At 62.4% G+C, this 15,441-nt stretch carries 16 protein-coding genes; 10 read left to right on the top strand and 6 right to left on the bottom strand.

Going from position 1 to position 15,441, the window contains the following annotated elements; translation table 11 throughout:
- The first annotated feature begins 12 nt into the window (after positions 1-12).
- The 6 genes from AB8A27_RS11975 to AB8A27_RS11950 all read left to right on the top strand — a co-directional run bounded on the left by AB8A27_RS11975 (position 13) and on the right by AB8A27_RS11950 (position 6,889).
- Positions 13-1,158, top strand: a complete 1,146-nt coding sequence (locus AB8A27_RS11975; protein WP_441242096.1) for an efflux RND transporter periplasmic adaptor subunit — start codon at positions 13-15, stop codon at positions 1,156-1,158.
- Positions 1,159-1,169: 11 nt separating this feature from the next.
- The gene (locus tag AB8A27_RS11970; RefSeq protein WP_441242095.1) at positions 1,170-4,328 is read left to right on the top strand and encodes a multidrug efflux RND transporter permease subunit; all 3,159 of its coding nucleotides are present in this window, start codon (positions 1,170-1,172) and stop codon (positions 4,326-4,328) included.
- A 9-nt stretch (positions 4,329-4,337) separates the two neighbouring features.
- Positions 4,338-4,592, top strand: a complete 255-nt coding sequence (locus AB8A27_RS11965) for a hypothetical protein (RefSeq protein ID WP_441242094.1) — start codon at positions 4,338-4,340, stop codon at positions 4,590-4,592.
- Positions 4,589-4,918 carry a DMT family transporter gene (locus tag AB8A27_RS11960; protein WP_441242093.1) on the top strand — a complete coding sequence of 110 codons (330 nt, stop codon included), beginning with the start codon at positions 4,589-4,591 and terminating at the stop codon, positions 4,916-4,918. The genes AB8A27_RS11965 and AB8A27_RS11960 overlap by 4 nt, the downstream gene beginning before the upstream one ends.
- A gap of 162 nt (positions 4,919-5,080) precedes the next feature.
- Positions 5,081-6,064 (top strand): Bug family tripartite tricarboxylate transporter substrate binding protein, encoded by a 984-nt coding sequence (locus AB8A27_RS11955; protein WP_441242092.1) that lies wholly within the window; start codon positions 5,081-5,083, stop codon positions 6,062-6,064.
- 30 nt (positions 6,065-6,094) lie between these two features.
- Positions 6,095-6,889, top strand: a complete 795-nt coding sequence (locus tag AB8A27_RS11950) for a class II aldolase/adducin family protein (RefSeq protein WP_068736808.1) — start codon at positions 6,095-6,097, stop codon at positions 6,887-6,889.
- Between the two features lie 72 nt (positions 6,890-6,961).
- Here the strand turns inward: AB8A27_RS11950 and AB8A27_RS11945 are convergent, their stop codons facing one another.
- From AB8A27_RS11945 to AB8A27_RS11935, 3 genes are all read right to left on the bottom strand, one after another.
- Complete coding sequence (locus AB8A27_RS11945) at positions 6,962-7,279, bottom strand: NIPSNAP family protein (RefSeq protein WP_441242091.1); 318 nt, start codon at positions 7,277-7,279, stop codon at positions 6,962-6,964.
- 33 nt (positions 7,280-7,312) lie between these two features.
- Positions 7,313-8,251: a Bug family tripartite tricarboxylate transporter substrate binding protein gene (locus AB8A27_RS11940; protein ID WP_441242090.1), complete on the bottom strand. Its 939-nt coding sequence runs from the start codon at positions 8,249-8,251 to the stop codon at positions 7,313-7,315.
- 198 nt (positions 8,252-8,449) lie between these two features.
- Complete coding sequence (locus AB8A27_RS11935; RefSeq protein WP_441242089.1) at positions 8,450-9,349, bottom strand: helix-turn-helix domain-containing protein; 900 nt, start codon at positions 9,347-9,349, stop codon at positions 8,450-8,452.
- A gap of 332 nt (positions 9,350-9,681) precedes the next feature.
- On the opposite strand from AB8A27_RS11935, the gene AB8A27_RS11930 reads away from it, so the two are divergent.
- Positions 9,682-10,104 (top strand): group III truncated hemoglobin, encoded by a 423-nt coding sequence (locus AB8A27_RS11930; RefSeq protein ID WP_441242088.1) that lies wholly within the window; start codon positions 9,682-9,684, stop codon positions 10,102-10,104.
- Positions 10,105-10,189: 85 nt separating this feature from the next.
- Positions 10,190-10,417 (top strand): hypothetical protein, encoded by a 228-nt coding sequence (locus tag AB8A27_RS11925; RefSeq protein WP_092143733.1) that lies wholly within the window; start codon positions 10,190-10,192, stop codon positions 10,415-10,417.
- Between the two features lie 68 nt (positions 10,418-10,485).
- Here AB8A27_RS11925 and yghU read toward each other — a convergent pair whose 3' ends face one another.
- A complete protein-coding gene (gene yghU / locus AB8A27_RS11920; RefSeq protein WP_441242087.1) occupies positions 10,486-11,367 on the bottom strand; it encodes a glutathione-dependent disulfide-bond oxidoreductase in 882 nt (293 codons plus the stop codon).
- Between the two features lie 196 nt (positions 11,368-11,563).
- On the opposite strand from yghU, the gene AB8A27_RS11915 reads away from it, so the two are divergent.
- On the top strand, positions 11,564-12,811 hold the full coding sequence (locus AB8A27_RS11915) for an MFS transporter (protein ID WP_441242086.1): 1,248 nt from the start codon (positions 11,564-11,566) through the stop codon (positions 12,809-12,811).
- A 17-nt stretch (positions 12,812-12,828) separates the two neighbouring features.
- Here AB8A27_RS11915 and AB8A27_RS11910 read toward each other — a convergent pair whose 3' ends face one another.
- Together AB8A27_RS11910 and blaBJP are read right to left on the bottom strand one after the other, a co-directional pair.
- Positions 12,829-13,233, bottom strand: a complete 405-nt coding sequence (locus tag AB8A27_RS11910; RefSeq protein WP_441242085.1) for a GFA family protein — start codon at positions 13,231-13,233, stop codon at positions 12,829-12,831.
- Between the two features lie 96 nt (positions 13,234-13,329).
- Entirely contained in the window at positions 13,330-14,217 is an 888-nt protein-coding gene (blaBJP, locus tag AB8A27_RS11905) for a BJP family subclass B3 metallo-beta-lactamase (RefSeq protein WP_441242084.1), read from the bottom strand.
- A 179-nt stretch (positions 14,218-14,396) separates the two neighbouring features.
- Between blaBJP and AB8A27_RS11900 the strand changes: the two genes are divergently transcribed.
- Positions 14,397-15,380, top strand: coding sequence for a zinc-binding metallopeptidase family protein (locus tag AB8A27_RS11900; protein WP_441242083.1), 984 nt, complete (start codon positions 14,397-14,399; stop codon positions 15,378-15,380).
- Positions 15,381-15,441 lie beyond the last annotated feature (61 nt).

Genomic DNA, 15,441 nt, shown 5'->3' with positions numbered 1-15,441 from the left:
TTTGAGAAGTCGATGTTTCATGTCCGTGCCGCCGGAGCATTGGCGCTGTCTTTGATGCTGGTGGGCTGCGGTGACGACAAGCAGGCCGCCTCGGGGCAGGCGACGCCGGCGGTGGCGGTCAGCGTGGTGTCCGTGGTCCCGGAGACGCTTCGGATCGTCAATGATCTGCCGGGCCGTATTGCCCCGACACGGATTGCCGAGGTGCGCCCCCGGGTTGCTGGCATCCTGATCGAGCGCGTGTTCAAGCAGGGGACGATCGTGCACGAGGGCGATGTACTGTATCGCATCGATCCAGCGCCCTTCCGCGTACGTGTGAACAGCGCCAAGGCAGCACTGCAGCGCGCCGAAGCCACCCGCGTACTTGCGAAACAGCAGGCCGAGCGACAGACGCAGCTGAGGGAGCGCGATGTCACCACCGGCCAGCTCTATGACCGCGCCGTTGCCGAGCTTGCGCAGGCCGAGGCCGATGAAGCTTCCGCCCGTGCAGGGTTGGAAGCTGCGCAACTGGACTTGCAATATACGGAAGTCCGCGCGCCAATCACTGGACGCATCGGGCGGGCCCTGATCACCGAAGGTGCGCTTGTGACCGTGGGCGGCAGCGAGAGCCTGGCCACGATCCAGCAACTCGAACCCGTCTATGCCGACTTTACGCAATCCGCGAACGAACTTCTGACGCTGAAGCGCGCCGCGCAGGCGAGTTCCAGGGAGCAGGGTGTTGCCTCGGCAGATGTCCGGCTCAAATTCGATGACGGCTCGGAATATGCCCAACAAGGTCGTCTGCTGTTTTCCGAAGCTGCGGTGGATGCAACGACGGGGCAAATCACCCTGCGCGGTGAATTCCCCAATCCCGATGGCGATCTGCTGCCCGGCATGTATGTGCGCGTGCAAATCGTACAGGGCGAGCAGAAGGACGCGCTGTCGGTGCCCGAGCGCGCGTTGCAGCGCGATCCCGGCGGTCAGGCGCAGCTTTATGTGATCAATGCCGAGCGCAAGGCCGAGTTGCGCAGCGTGACACCGGCGCGTCTCGTCAACGGTCGCTGGATCATCAAGAGCGGTCTGAATGCTGGCGACAGCGTCGTCGTGGAAGGCTTCCAGACGCTGGCACCGGGCGCACTGGTCGATCCAAAGCCATGGCGCAGCCAGACGGCAGCAAAGTAAGGCGCGCGCAGATGTCCAATTTCTTCATCGCGCGGCCGATCTTTGCCTGGGTGGTCGCCATCTTCATCATGATTGCCGGCGCGCTCGCGATCCCGTCGCTGCCGGTGGCGCAATATCCGAACATCGCGCCGCCGCGCATCGCCATCAGCACCAGTTATCCCGGCGCGTCGTCGGAGGAGATCTATCAGGGCGTCACGCGCCTGATCGAGGATCAGCTCAACGGCATTCCCGGCCTGATGTATTTCGAGTCCACGGCAGATGCGACCGGTGCGATCCAGATCGACGTCACGTTCCAGCCGGGCACGACCATCGCGCAGGCGACGGTGGATGTGCAGAACCGCATCCGCCGCGTGGAGTCGCGGCTGCCGCGCGCGGTGACGCAGCAAGGCATCATCGTGGAGGAAGGCTCGATTGCCTTCCTGCTGTTCATCTCCATGCAGTCCATCGATGGCTCGATCGACAGTATCGGCCTCGGCGATTACATCACGCGCAACGTGCTCAGCGAAATCCGCCGTGTGCCGGGTGTCGGCAAGGCCCAGTTGTTCGGCACGCAGCGTTCGATGCGCGTCTGGATCGATCCCGACAAGATGCTCGGCCTCGGTCTCACATCTGCGGACATTACGGCCGCGATCGCGGCGCAGAACGCACAGGTCTCGGCGGGGCGCATCGGCGCGACGCCGAACCCGATCTCGCAGGAAGTCTCGGCACCGGTGCTGGTGAAGGGACAACTCGGCACGCCCGATGAGTTCGCTGCCATCGTGCTGCGCGCCAATCGCGACGGATCGTCGGTGCGGTTGCGCGACGTGGCGCGGGTCGAGGTCGGCGGCGAGGACTACAATTTCGCCAGCCGCCTGAACGGCAAGGCGGCAGCGGCCATCGGCGTGCAGATGTCGGCGACCGGCAACGCGCTGGCGACCTCCGAGGCGGTTAATGCCAAGATGAAGGAACTGGCCAAGTTCTTCCCGAAGGGGCTGACCTACGAGATCCCCTATGACACAACGCCTTTCGTCAGGGCGTCGATCGAGAAGGTGCTGCACACGCTGGCGGAGGCCATCGGCCTCGTCTTCATCGTGATGTTCCTGTTCCTGCAGAACATCCGCTACACGCTGATCCCGACTATCGTGGTGCCGATCGCGCTGCTTGGTACTTGCGCGGTGATGTTCGCGACCGGCTTCTCCATCAATGTGCTGACCATGTTCGCCATGGTGCTGGCGATCGGCATTCTCGTCGATGACGCCATCGTCGTGGTGGAGAATGTCGAGCGGCTGATGGCGCAGGAGGGCCTGTCGCCACGCGCGGCGACGCGCAAGGCCATGAAGCAGATTAGCGGCGCCATCGTCGGCATCACGCTGGTGCTGACGGCGGTGTTCGTGCCGATGGCGTTCTTTCCGGGCGCGGTCGGCATCATCTACCGGCAGTTCAGCCTGACCATGGTGGTATCGATCCTGTTTTCGGGCTTCCTGGCACTGACGCTGACGCCGGCATTGTGCGCCACGTTCCTGAAGCCGATCGCCAAGGGGCATCACGAGAAGGGCGGCTTCTTCGGCTGGTTCAATCGCAGATTTGACGCGCTGGCTGGACGCTATCGGTCGGCCGTCGTGTGGGCGACCGGTCGCACCGGACGCATCATGGTGGTCTATCTCGCGCTGCTGGTCGGGCTCGGCTGGGCTTACGTGCGGCTGCCGTCCGGCTTCCTGCCGACCGAAGACCAGGGCTATGTGATCGTCGATATCCAGGCGCCACCGGAAGCGAGCCAGACGCGCACGCTGGAGTCGGTAAAGCAGGTCGAGACCGTGTTCATGAAGGAGGAGGGTGTCGCCAGCGTATTCTCGGTGCTGGGATTCAGCTTCTCCGGTAACGGCCTCAGCTCCGGCATCGCATTCCCGACGCTGAAGGACTGGAGCGAGCGCGGGACGAAGGATGCCGCACCAGCCATCGTCAACCGTACTAACGCCGAATTCGCCAAGATCGGCGATGCGACTGCATTTGCGCTGTCGCCACCGCCGATCGAAGGCCTCGGCAATTCCACCGGCTTCACCTTCCGCCTGCAGGACCGCAGCAACCGTGGCTCCGCCGCATTGTCCGCTGCGGCCAGCCAATTGATGGCGGCGGGAGCCAAGAGTTCCGTGCTGGTCGGGCTTCGCATCGAAGGCTTGTCCAATTCGGCGCAACTCAATCTTGTCATCGACCGCGAGAAGGCCAACACGTTCGGCGTCTCGTTTGCCGACATCAACACGACGGTCTCGGCCAGCCTCGGCTCGTCCTATGTCAACGACTTCCCCAATGCAGGCCGCATGCAGCGTGTCACCGTGCAGGCGGAGGACGATCGGCGCATGCAGGCCGGCGATCTGCTGAAGCTGAACGTCCGCAATGCCAGCGGCGGCATGGTGCCACTGTCGGCTTTCGCGCGCACCGAATGGGCGAAGGGGCCGGTGCAGGTGGTCGGGTTCAACGGTTATCCGTCGATCCGCATCGCCGGCGATGCCGCGCCGGGTCATTCGTCCGGCGACGCCATCAAGGAAATGGAGCGGCTGGTCGCGCAACTGCCCGATGGCTTCGGCTATCAATGGGCCGGGCAGTCGCAGCAGGAGATCGAGTCAGGCAATCAGGCGCCGTTCCTGCTCGGGCTCAGCGTGCTGTTCGTGTTCCTTCTGCTCGCAGCGCTCTATGAGAGCTGGTCGATTCCGCTGTCGGTGATGCTGGTGGTGCCGCTCGGCATCATCGGCTCGCTGCTCGCGGTGATGCTGCGGGACATGCCGAACGACATCTATTTCAAGGTCGGCCTCATCGCCATCATCGGCCTGTCGGCGAAGAACGCCATCCTGATCGTGGAATTTGCCAGGGAGCTGCATGCCGAAGGCAAGTCGCTGCGTGAGGCGGCCATCGAGGCGGCCTATCTCCGCTTCCGTCCGATCCTGATGACGTCGCTTGCGTTCATTCTTGGCGTGACGCCGCTGGCGATCGCGACGGGCGCCAGCGCCGGAAGTCAGAACGCTATCGGCACTGGCGTGCTCGGCGGCATGATCTCGGCCACCGTGCTCGCGGTGCTGTTCGTGCCGGTGTTCTACGTGTTCGTGCTGAAGCGCATGCCCGCGAAACAGGTCCAGCACGGTGAAGATGAAGAGGCGGCGACGTCCCATGAGGGCACGCCGCGTCCGACCACAATGTAGGAATTGAATATGCGCCGCGTGGCTTACGAAAGGGATCTCGATCCGGCCTGGCTCAACTACGGCGATCGCGTGCGCATGAACGCGTTCGGGCTGGAGCGGCACTCAACCTATGGCAGCCGCGAGGGCGTCATCGTCGGCATGGGGACGCCAAGCTGCGTGCGCGTGAAATTCGACGACCGCGTCACCGTCCAGGCGATTCATCGCGATTATCTCGAACGCGTGTCCGGTCAATCCGGAGCGGCTAGCACCGGGCGCGCGTCATGACTTATGCCTATCTCACCATCGCCATCCTGTGCGAAGTGATTGCCACCAGCTTCCTCAAGCTCTCCGATGGCTTCAGTAAACCGGTGCCGTCACTGGTGACGGTGGCGGGCTATGCCGTGTCATTCTATTTTCTGTCTATCGCCTTGCGCGACATCCCGACCGGCGTTGCCTACGCGATCTGGTCCGGTGTCGGCATCGTGCTGGTGACCGGCATCGCCTGGGCTTTTCAGGGACAGAAGCTCGATCCGGCAGCGCTGTGCGGTCTCGGCCTGATCGTCTCCGGCGTGATTGTGATCAACCTGTTCTCGAACGCCACGGTGCATTGATTCACCGAAACGGCAGCGTCCCGTTCGTCAATTGCGCGTCCAGTGTAATCCGATAGCTGCCCGGCTTATTTAGTCGTCGCATCGGCCGGACTCTTGTTTTAGCCTCTCCCGAAAATGTCGTTCCAGGCGAAAGCCCAATGGACCGGCGCAAAGGGAGAAAACGTGAGCAACAACAAGAAGGGGCGATGGTTTGCCATCGCTGCGGTCCTTGCCGCATCGCTGTTCGCCGTAGCGCCGGGGCAGGCGCAGCAATATCCCGATCGCAACATCACGATGGTCGTGCCATTTCCGCCGGGCGGAACGACCGACATTGTCGCGCGCATCCTCACCGAACAGCTCAGTGCCGAACTCGGCAAGCAGGTGGTGATCGAGAACCGCGGCGGTGCCAGTACGTCGATCGGTGCGCAAGTCGTGGCCGGCGCCGACAAGGATGGTTACACGCTGCTGTTCGCCAGCGCGACGACCTTCACGACCAACCCGCATCTGCTGGCCTCCATCAAATACAGGCTGGAGGATTTCGCGCCGGTTGCAATGGTGGTGAAGGTGCCGTTTGCCTTCGTCGTGAAGAAGGACTTTCCGGCCGCCGACGTCGCAGCGTTTCGTGCCTATGCGCTGGCCAATCCAAGCAAGGTCAACAACGCCACCAACGGGCCGGGCAGCACCGTGCATCTGATGGGCGAGATCGTGGCCCGCGGGCTCGGCGTGAAGCTGCAGCACGTGCATTATCGCGGTGCTGCGCCGGCGATGAACGACATGCTTGCGGGCATCGTCGACAGCAATGTGGAAGCGCTGACCAATACGGTCCCGAACCACAAGGCCGGCATGTACCGCGCGCTGGCGGTCTTGTCCGAGGAGCGCTTGCCGCAATTGCCCGATGTGCCGACCTTCAAGGAACTCGGATTCCCGAGCATTGTCGGCGCGACGTGGTTCGCGGTGTTCGCACCCGCTGGTACACCGCAGCCGGTTCTGGACAGGCTCAGCGCTGCCATCACTCGCATCGTCAAGACGCCGGAATTCGCAAGGAAGATGGAGCCGATCGGCAACCAGCCATGGCCGATGACGCCGGCGGAACTCGAAACCCATGTGAAGAGCGAGCGCGACCGTCTGGGAAAGCTCATTCGCGAAGCCAACATCACGGTCGACTGACCGCGTGAACAAGATCAAGGGAGAACGTCAATGAATGCAGCCGTCAGCTCACCCGCTGTGAAAGTCGTCCGTTCGGTGCAGGATCAGGTCAGTCCCGAGGAATGGCAGTCGCGCGTCAATCTCGCGGCCTGTTATCGCCTGACGGCGATGTATGGCATGACCGAAATGATTGCCAACCACATCTCCTGCCGCGTGCCGGGAACGGAAGACCAGTTCCTGATCAATCCCTATGGCATGCTCTATGAGGAGATCGATGCATCGAGCCTCGTCAAGATCGATCTCGACGGCAACACGCTGTTCAACGCGTCCGACTACGCCGTGAATGCTGCGGGCTTTGTGATCCACAGTGCCATCCACATGGCGAGGCACGATGTCGATTGCGTCGCGCATACCCATACGGTGGCCGGCATGGCTGTATCTGCGATGGAATGCGGGTTGCTGCCGGTGGCACAGACCTGCATGCGATTCCTTCACGTCGCCTATCATGACTTCGAGGGCATCGCGGACAATCCAGAAGAGCGGGAGCGATTGATCGCGCATCTTGGCAATCATGAAGCGATGGTGCTGCGCAATCACGGCCTGCTGGTGGTCGGCAAGACCATCGCCGCGGCTTTCAACGTGCTGTTCCGGATGGAGCGGGCCTGTCAGGTTCAGGTCGCAGCGCTATCGTGCAACACCAAGCTGATCACGCCGCCGCAGAAGGTCCTGCAGGATACCTATGACCGTATGAAGCCACGTGACAATGTTCCGGGCCTCAGCGGCGAACTGGCGTGGCCGGCGCTGCTCCGCAAGCTCGACCGGGTCGATCCGTCCTATCGCAACTGAGCTTGCGCTGCCGGGCTCGGTGCCTGCCGGGCCTGCAGTCGCGGCAGTCAGAAGCCGCGACTGCGGATCCGCCTACGGCTTGAAGAACGAGACCGGCGTCATCAGCTGGTTTTCCTGGCTGATGAGATAGGCGGCCTCGGCGCTGATCTTCAGGTAGCCGGCCCAGTCCGGGTCCTTCTGCAGCGCCTGGCGCTTGGCCTCGCGATCGGCTGCGCTGTCATAAACCCAGATGTGCATGTAGCTGTTGACGTTGCCGGTCTCAATTTGCGCGTAGGCGAGTGGCTTGCCCAGATGGCGGCTCTGGATCTCGTAGCCGTGCTCGGCATACAGCGCCAGGTGTTTCTTGATCGTGCCGGGGCGGCAGGTGTAGGTGCGAACGTCAAGCAGCATGGGATTTCCTCAAGCGGTGGCGGATCAATAGGGCTATTCGGCGGTGGCGCCGGACTGCTTAACAAGCACGGCCCAGCGCGCCACCTCGTCGTTCACGTATTTCTGGAATGTCGCCTGGTCGTCACCGACAGGGTCGGCGCCGAGCCCTTTGAGCCGCTCCTGGACAGCGGGGTCGGCCACGCTCTGAACGATGGTCTGCGACAGCTTCTCGACGATCGCAGGGGGCGTGCCGGCCGGTGCGAACAGGCCGAACCACGAGCGTAAGTTCATGCCGGGATACGGCGTTTCCGAGAAAGCGGGCACGTCCGGCAAGGCGGCGTGACGCGTGCTGCCCGTCACCGCCAGCGCCTTGAGCTTGCCACTCTGCACCAGAGAGAGAACTTCGGGCAGGTTGGCGAACATGATCTGCACCTGTCCGCCGATCATATCGTTGAGCGCCTGCGCGCCGCCCTTGTAAGCGACGTGCGTGATCTTCGCACCAGCCAGTGTGCTGAACTGCTCGCCGGACAGATGGGACGCGGTGCCTACGCCGCCCGATGCATAATTGACGCTCGCGGCATTGGCCTTGGCGTAAGCGGCGAGTTCGCTCACCGAATTGACCGGCACCGACGGGTGTACCACCAGCAGCAGGGGCACCGACGCCAGGTTTGACAAGGCCGCGAAATCGCGCGTGAGGCTGTAGCTGAGCTTCTGGTAGAGCGACGCGTTGATCGCGTGGCTCGACGTGGCCATCAGCAGCGTGTAGCCATCGGGCTCCGAGCGCGCCGCCGCGGCGCCGCCGATATTGCCGTTGGCGCCGGCCTTGTTTTCCACCACGATCGACTGGCCGAGCCGTACCGACATGGCTTGCGCCACGGTGCGCGCGATCACGTCGGTGGCACCACCGGCGGCGAACGGCACGATCACGCGCAGGGGACGTTCCGGATAATCGGCCATCGCGCTGACTGAGGTGAGGGCCAATGCTGCGGCCACGACGAGGCTCCGCAACGGAGTGATTGCCTTGTACATTCGTTTCCTCGGCCTTTTGTTTTTATGTTCTGTCGACATGCACAAACGAACGCACAAGTGGCGACAGCAACGCCCGGTCAGACGTCCGTGCGGAACACTTTATGCAGCCGCGCGGTGGCGGCGCTAGGACGGATCAGACGTTGTGTTGGACTTTTTCGCGTGTCAGTCCAGCGGACGGCAATGCTTCCTCCGGAAGTCGCCCGGCGTTAGGCCGGTCTGCTTCTTGAAGAAACGCGCGAAGTAGGCGGGATCCTCGATATTGAGGCGGAAGGCGATCTCGGCGATGCCCGTTTCGGTGTTGCTGAGCCAGCGCTTGGCTTCGAGCATCACGCGGTCCTGCACCACCTGGCTGGCTGTGCGCGCCACAGTTCGCTTGACTGCATCGTTGAGCTGACGCTCGCTCACGCAGAGCGCCTCGGCATATTGGCCAATGGTCCCGAAGCGCAGGTAGTGCGTTTCCACCAGTGTCGCGAAACGGCGCGCGAGTGCCTGGTGCGGACCGATGCCGCCGGCGGGCTCGTTGTCCGAGCACAGACGGCTCAGACGCGTGAGCAGGATCAGCAGGCAGGACCGCACCACATCGGGGAAGCCTGGCTGACGATCGCGTGACTCGATTTCCATCTCGCGGAGCAGCGGCAGCATGCCGTCATGCTGGGCCTGCGTGAGATAGAGCGCGCTGTTGCCACGCGCAGGTTGGAAGAATGGAAGTTTCGCGACATCGTCGGCGCGCGGAAACATCCGCGCGAAGAAGTCGGTGCTGAAGTTCAGCACGTAGCCGTGAGGCTTGACCGATGACGTCCAGGCATGGACCTGGCCCGGCGAAAGGAAGAACACCGCGTGGTCACGCACGTCGAAATGCGCGAAGTCGAGTGTGTGCGTGCCGCTCGCGCGGGTCATCCAGAGCAGATGGTAATAGTTGTGCCGGTGCAGGAAACCGCGTGGGATGTCGTCGCGGTCCTCCAGTCGTACGAGGTCGAAGTAGAACGAGCCTTCGCCCGCGAAATCCGAGGTTTCAAAGGTCGGAAACTCGCCGGAGCGGGCGGAGAGGAGAGCTTCGGGCAAGTGAAGGTATCCTTGCGGTTTCGGGGCACGGTTATCAGTGTCATCCTATCGCAAAAAGCCGGAGAGCACCGGGAGTTGGCGAATGCGACGCCGGACGGTCTCTCCGAGGAGTTCGGCAGCTCTATAAGAATTCTGGGGGCCGCTCCATCGCACCCGGAAGTTGCGTCGGGGGATGCTCCTGCAGGCATTTATGGCGTTCGCTCGGAAGGGGACCTGATGGAACGGACGCAGGCGGCGGGTCGTCGCAACTGAGCTTGCGCTGGATCAATTGCAGAATGGTTTTCGGGCGATGGCGGTTGCCGATCTGGCCGTCGTCGCCTACATCAGGGCGCATGACGCAGACCTCCGAAATCGGCTTCACCAGCTTCCAGCCCTCCCTGAATGAAGAAAATATCGCGCTTCTGGTGCAGACCTTTTACGGTCGCGCCCGCGAGGATGATTTGCTCGGGCCGATCTTCAACGGCGCCGTGACCGACTGGGATCATCACATCGCGCAGATCAGCGATTTCTGGTCGTCGATGATGCTGAAGACCGGCCGCTACAATGGTCGGCCCATGCGTCCACATCTCGTGCTGCCGCTGAAGGGCGAGCATTTCGATCGCTGGCTTTTGTTGTTCGAGCAGACCGCGCGCGAGATATTTCCGGCTGACGTCACCGAGGCCTTCATGACCCGCGCGCGCCGTATCGCCGACAGTTTCGAAATGGGCGTTGCCTCGGTGCGCGGCGAGATCGTCAAGCCGCGGCACAGCGTCTAAAACGGTAAGTATGTGACGCATGGCCGGTCTTGCGAGAGCCGGTGGTTGCGCTAGGCTGCGGCTCCAACAAACCGGGAGTCGGTCCATGAAACGTCTGTCTGTTCTCGTCCTCTTGAGCCTGTTCAGTGCTGCGCCGGCCATGGCGCAAGGTGCGGCCTGCTCCGCCACGTCGGCCGATGGCAAGCCGCTTGCCGGCGCCGCCAAGGCCAGCCACATGAAGAAATGTTGCGAGGACAATGCCAAGAGTGCCGACGGCAAGCCGCTCGCGGGTGCTGCCAAGAAGAGCTCCATCGACAAATGCATGAAGGGCTGAGCGCTTTTTGTAGCAAGCACGGAATAAAAAAGCCCCGCTCACGCGGGGCTTTTCTTTTTGGCGGTCGATCAGGCCTTGGCGCTCTGCGCCTCGATCTTGTCCTGCGTATTCGTGTCGAAGTCGCTGGCGTCATGGCGTTCGCGCAACTGGCCGGCCGGATCGCCCGAAGTGCGATTGACCATGCGGCCTCGCTTCACGGCAGGTCGTGTCGCGATGGTCCTGGTCCAGCGCTGCAGGTTCTTGTAGCTCTGCACATCGAGGAATGTGCCGGCATCGCCATAGATCGCGCTTTCTGCGAGGCCGCCATACCAGGGGAAAATCGCCATGTCGGCGATGCTGTAGTCCTTGCCAGCGATAAACTCCTTGTTCGCGAGCTGGCGATCGAGCACGTCGAGCTGGCGCTTGGTCTCCATGGCGTAACGATCGATGGCGTATTCGATCTTCGTGGGTGCGTAAGCATAGAAATGGCCGAAGCCGCCGCCGAGGAAGGGGGCGCTGCCCATCTGCCAGAACAGCCAGGACAGGGTTTCGGCGCGGGCCTCGCCGCCCTTTGGAAGGAAGGCGCCGAATTTCTCGGCGAGATGCACCAGGATCGCGCCGGATTCGAACACGCGAAACGGCTTGTCGCCGCTGCGGTCGATCAGAGCTGGAATCTTGGAATTAGGGTTCACATCGACGAAACCCGAACCGAACTGGTTACCGTCGATCCGGATCAGCCACGCATCATATTCCGCGCCTGTATGGCCGGCAGCGAGCAGTTCCTCGAACATGATCGTGACCTTCTGGCCGTTCGGCGTCGCCAGCGAATAGAGCTGGAACGGATGTTTGCCGGTCGGGAGCTCTTTCTCATGGGTGGGGCCGGCGATGGGCCGGTTGGTCGAGGCAAATTTGCCGCCGTTTTCCTTGTCCCAGGTCCAGACTTTGGGAGGCGTGTAGGGGGCGTCGGTCATGTCAGGCTGGCTCCGGAAAAAGGGGAGGATTGTGATGGTCGGGGACAGGTAGGGTTGAATGCATCTGCATGCAAGGCTGCGATGCGCCTTATGGGGGAGGCCTGCCTTGCACCTGGCGATAACATGCGATGTAACGATTCAGCACCGCCGTCGCTCCCGATGGCGGGATTCTCCTGCATGCGAAGATTCCCTCCCGATGAGCGACTCCCCAGCGCAGACCGTCGGCGCACCGCCCGCAAAACGGTCCTTCGCGGCGCTGCATCACCCGGGCTTTCGCGCCCAGTTCATCACCTATGTGCTGGCCATGATGGCCGACAATATCGAGCATGTGATCAGCTACTGGGTGGTGTTTCAGAAATTCCAGTCGCCGGCGCTCGGCGGTTTCGCCATCGTCTCGCACTGGCTGCCGTTCCTGCTGTTCTCGGTCACGTCTGGTGCGCTGGCGGAGCGGTTCGACCCGCGGCGCGTGATCCAGTGCGGCATGGCGCTGTTCATTCTGGCGTCGCTGGGCTGGGGTTATTTCTTCATCACTGACACACTGCAGATGTGGCAGGCCATGGTGCTGCTGGTGATCCATGGCTGCGCCGGCGTGCTGTGGCAGACACCGAACCAGATGCTGCTTTACGACGTCGTCGGCCCGGCGGACCTGCCGAGCGCGGTGCGTCTGAACGCCATGGCGCGCTATCTCGGCGTCATGGTCGGCCCTGCGGTCGGCGGCGTGATCCTGCTCGCGCTGGGTCCGGCCTATGGCATCATGCTCAACACCATTTTCTATCTGCCGCTGGTGCTTTGGCTGATCAATGCGCCCTATGGTCCGCGTTTCCGCAAGGGCGGGCCGATCCCGCAGCGCGCTGTGCGCGGCTTTGCGGACATCGTCCAGACCATGCGCGATGTTCGCCACCGGCCCGTGATTGTCTCCATGATCGCACTGGCCGGCGCGGCGTCGTTCTTCGTCGGCAACGCCTATAGTTCACAGATGCCGAGCTTCGCCCACGATCTCGGTCACAGCGATCCCGGCATGTCCTACAGCATGCTGCTGGCGGCTGACGCAGCCGGTGGTCTGCTTGCCGGCCTGGCGCTGGAGGGCAGGCAATTGCTGGCGCCGAAGCCGCGTACGGCGATCATTCTGGCGCTGCTCTGGTGCGGGGCGCTGGCGATCTTCGCGCTGACCGGTCACTACGCCATTGCGCTGGTGTTCCTGTTTGCGGCGGGATTTCTCGAATTGTCGTTCAACGCCATGGCGCAGAGCCTTGTGCAGCTCGATGCCCCCATGGACAAGCGCGGCCGCGTCATCGGCCTGTTCAACATGGCGAGCCTGGGCCTGCGCGCCTTCAGCGGCATCTCGGTCGGCGTCATCGGCAGCATGATCGGCATCCACTGGTCGCTGGCGCTGTCGGCGCTGGCGACCATGGTCGTCGCCGCGGGTCTATTGGCGCTGCCCTAGCGCGGCATCCCGGCGTCCTACCAGTCGACGAGCCGGTCCTCGCCGCCGAATGCAGCCGGCATGGCAGCGTAATGCGGGAGGCCATCGCGAACCGGAGAGATGGCTTCGCTGCAATTGATATGCAGGCTCGGCTTGAACGCATCTCCGAGCAGATAACCATTGATGCTGCGCATGCCGATCCCGTCGAGTTCGATGATCAGCCGCGTGGCACACTTCGCGCAACTGAGGCGCGGGGTCGTCTTCAGCGCGAACGACGTCGTGTCGCCCTGAATGATTTCGACACCATCAGCCGGATAGACGGCCTCGGCTACATAGGCTGCACCGTGAACGGTCTGGCAGTCGGCGCAGTGGCACCAGAAATGAGCGATGGGATCGGCGCTGATCCGGAGTTTGACGGCATTGCAGGGGCAGGCGAGTTCCATGGCGCACCTCGATAGATGCAATGAAGTTATCAGCCGATTGTTTGCACGGGCAACGGCTGCGGCTTGCGACAAATCGCTCGCCGCAGTGCCCTGTCGTTATTTGCCGTTCTGCAGCGCAACCGTCTGCTTGGCGAGCTGCTTGTCGAAATCCTGTTCGAGCGTTGCAGCGTAAGTGGCAAGTTCGCCCGGTTTGACGAACGGGTTCGGTGCGCCGTCCTTCATCGCCGCGCGCTTGGCCTGCATGCCATAGACTTCCGGATGCGGTCCGAGCAGCACGTCGATTTTCATCGCCTTGGCCTTGGCATAGGTCGACCGATAATCGTCGACGATGCCGGCATGGGTCGGATTGCCGACCAGCCGGTTCAGGGCGACCGTGCCGCTGCAGAAGAACAGGACCTCACGGTTCTCGCTACCGTCTTTCACGGTCATTTCCCAGCTCGTGCAGCCCGGCGAATGGCCGGGCGTCGCATGCGCCGTCAGCGTCGTGCCGCCGAGCGTGACCTTGTCGCCTTCAGTGACAGTGCGATCGACCTTGACCGGCGGGAAGCCGATATCGGTGTTCTTTTCATCGCCGGGATAGGTGCCGCTCTCCAGCAACGGCTTGTCCCGTAAGCCTGCAATCAGTTGCGCGCCGGTGTCCTTCTTGATCTCCGCAAAACCGCCAGTGTGATCGAAATGGGCGTGGCTGTTGAGGATGATCTTGATGTCGGCCTCCTTGAAACCGAGCTTCGTGATGTGGTCCTTGATCATGCTCGTCGATTGCGGGACACCGGTATCCATCAGGATCAGGCCGTCGGAGGTCTTGATGAGATAGACCGCGATGCCGTCGGTGCCGACGTAATAGATGTTGTCAATGAGCTGAAAAGGCTCGAATGGCGCGGTCCATTTGGCCATGACCTGTGCGAGGAAATCCTTGACGGTCTGTGCCTGCGCGCTGCCTGCAAATAGCGCCAGAGCGCAGATGGCTCCTGCGAGCGTCTTCATGATGGCCTCCCGGTCCGATTTTTATTGGTTCTTCTGAACGCCGGGATTGAAGCGCGATTTGGGCAGATCCCTCAAGTGTCATTCCTGCATGCCGGCATCGCGCATAACAGGCACGGCCGGGTGGCGAATGTTACGAGCGCCGTCGAACTATTCCGGTCGTTTCGGGTTAGAGTTCATCCATGAAACAACTGATCTGCCCCAATTGTCAGACGCGCGTCTTCTTCGAGCAAGGCGATTGCGTGCAGTGCGGCGAGGCGCTGATCTTCGACACCGCGCAATCCAATATCGTCGGCGCTGCTTCGGCCATGTCTTGCGCCAATCGCGATCTGATCGCTTGCAACTGGGCCACGGATGAGAGCGATCCGTTCTGTCCATCCTGTCGCCTGACGCGGACGATCCCCAATCTGGTATCCGATCGCAATGTCGCGCTCTGGAAGCGGGTTGAGCAAGCCAAGCGACGCCTGACCTACGACCTGATGCGGCTCAAACTGCCATTCGCGGTGCCGACTGGCGCGCATATCGCGTTCGACATTCTCTCGGACGAGACCGCCGGACATCCGATCATGACCGGGCATCTGTCGGGATTGATCACGATGAACCTCTCGGAAGCCGACGATGCCGAGCGCGAGGCGCGCCGCGCAGCGTTCCGCGAGCCGTATCGTACATTGCTCGGCCATTTCCGCCATGAGGTCGGGCATTTTTACTGGGAGGCGCTGGTCGATCAGTCGCAGCTCATCAGTCCGTTCCGGCTGATCTTCGGCGATGAGAGCCGCGACTATGGCGAGGCACTCGCGGTCTATCACAATCGCGCCGATCGCTCCTGGAATAGCGATGCCTTCATCAGCGAATATGCGACGTCGCATCCGTGGGAAGACTGGGCCGAGACCTTCGCGCACTTCCTGCACATCGTCTCGACGCTGGACACCGCGTCGTCGCTGCCGCTGTCACTGGACGAGCGCTCGCGCCATACGCTGAACGATCCCTATCTCGAGCGTGACTTCGAAGCGCTGCTGTCGCTGTGGGATGCTGTGTCCTACAGCATGAACGAACTCAACCGTTCGATGGGCATGAGCGACGCCTATCCGTTTCACCTGACGCAAGCGGTGAGGGGAAAACTGCATTTCGTGCATCTGGCGATTTTGAAAACGCGCAGCGAGGGGTGAGGCGGCTCTGTCATTCGGGGCGCGCCGGTCTGTTTCGCAGATCAGCGCGCCCCGGAACAAC

This window comes from Tardiphaga sp. 768_D3_N2_1, assembly GCF_052076105.1.
Lineage (GTDB): Bacteria > Pseudomonadota > Alphaproteobacteria > Rhizobiales > Xanthobacteraceae > Tardiphaga.
Note: the sequence above shows the minus strand (reverse complement) of the source record. Positions and strands in the feature narration are given on the sequence as shown.

Bases quoted from the DNA above. Each gene is read 5' to 3' on its own strand.
- AB8A27_RS11975 (WP_441242096.1), top strand. From the start codon at position 13: ATGTTTCATGTCCGTGCCGCCGGAGCATTGGCGCTGTCTTTGATGCTG.
- AB8A27_RS11970 (WP_441242095.1), top strand. From the start codon at position 1,170: ATGTCCAATTTCTTCATCGCGCGGCCGATCTTTGCCTGGGTGGTCGCC.
- AB8A27_RS11965 (WP_441242094.1), top strand. From the start codon at position 4,338: ATGCGCCGCGTGGCTTACGAAAGGGATCTCGATCCGGCCTGGCTCAAC.
- AB8A27_RS11960 (WP_441242093.1), top strand. From the start codon at position 4,589: ATGACTTATGCCTATCTCACCATCGCCATCCTGTGCGAAGTGATTGCC.
- AB8A27_RS11950 (WP_068736808.1), top strand. From the start codon at position 6,095: ATGAATGCAGCCGTCAGCTCACCCGCTGTGAAAGTCGTCCGTTCGGTG.
- AB8A27_RS11945 (WP_441242091.1), bottom strand. From the start codon at position 7,279: ATGCTGCTTGACGTTCGCACCTACACCTGCCGCCCCGGCACGATCAAG.
- AB8A27_RS11930 (WP_441242088.1), top strand. From the start codon at position 9,682: ATGACGCAGACCTCCGAAATCGGCTTCACCAGCTTCCAGCCCTCCCTG.
- AB8A27_RS11925 (WP_092143733.1), top strand. From the start codon at position 10,190: ATGAAACGTCTGTCTGTTCTCGTCCTCTTGAGCCTGTTCAGTGCTGCG.
- yghU (WP_441242087.1), bottom strand. From the start codon at position 11,367: ATGACCGACGCCCCCTACACGCCTCCCAAAGTCTGGACCTGGGACAAG.
- AB8A27_RS11915 (WP_441242086.1), top strand. From the start codon at position 11,564: ATGAGCGACTCCCCAGCGCAGACCGTCGGCGCACCGCCCGCAAAACGG.
- AB8A27_RS11910 (WP_441242085.1), bottom strand. From the start codon at position 13,233: ATGGAACTCGCCTGCCCCTGCAATGCCGTCAAACTCCGGATCAGCGCC.
- blaBJP (WP_441242084.1), bottom strand. From the start codon at position 14,217: ATGAAGACGCTCGCAGGAGCCATCTGCGCTCTGGCGCTATTTGCAGGC.
- AB8A27_RS11900 (WP_441242083.1), top strand. From the start codon at position 14,397: ATGAAACAACTGATCTGCCCCAATTGTCAGACGCGCGTCTTCTTCGAG.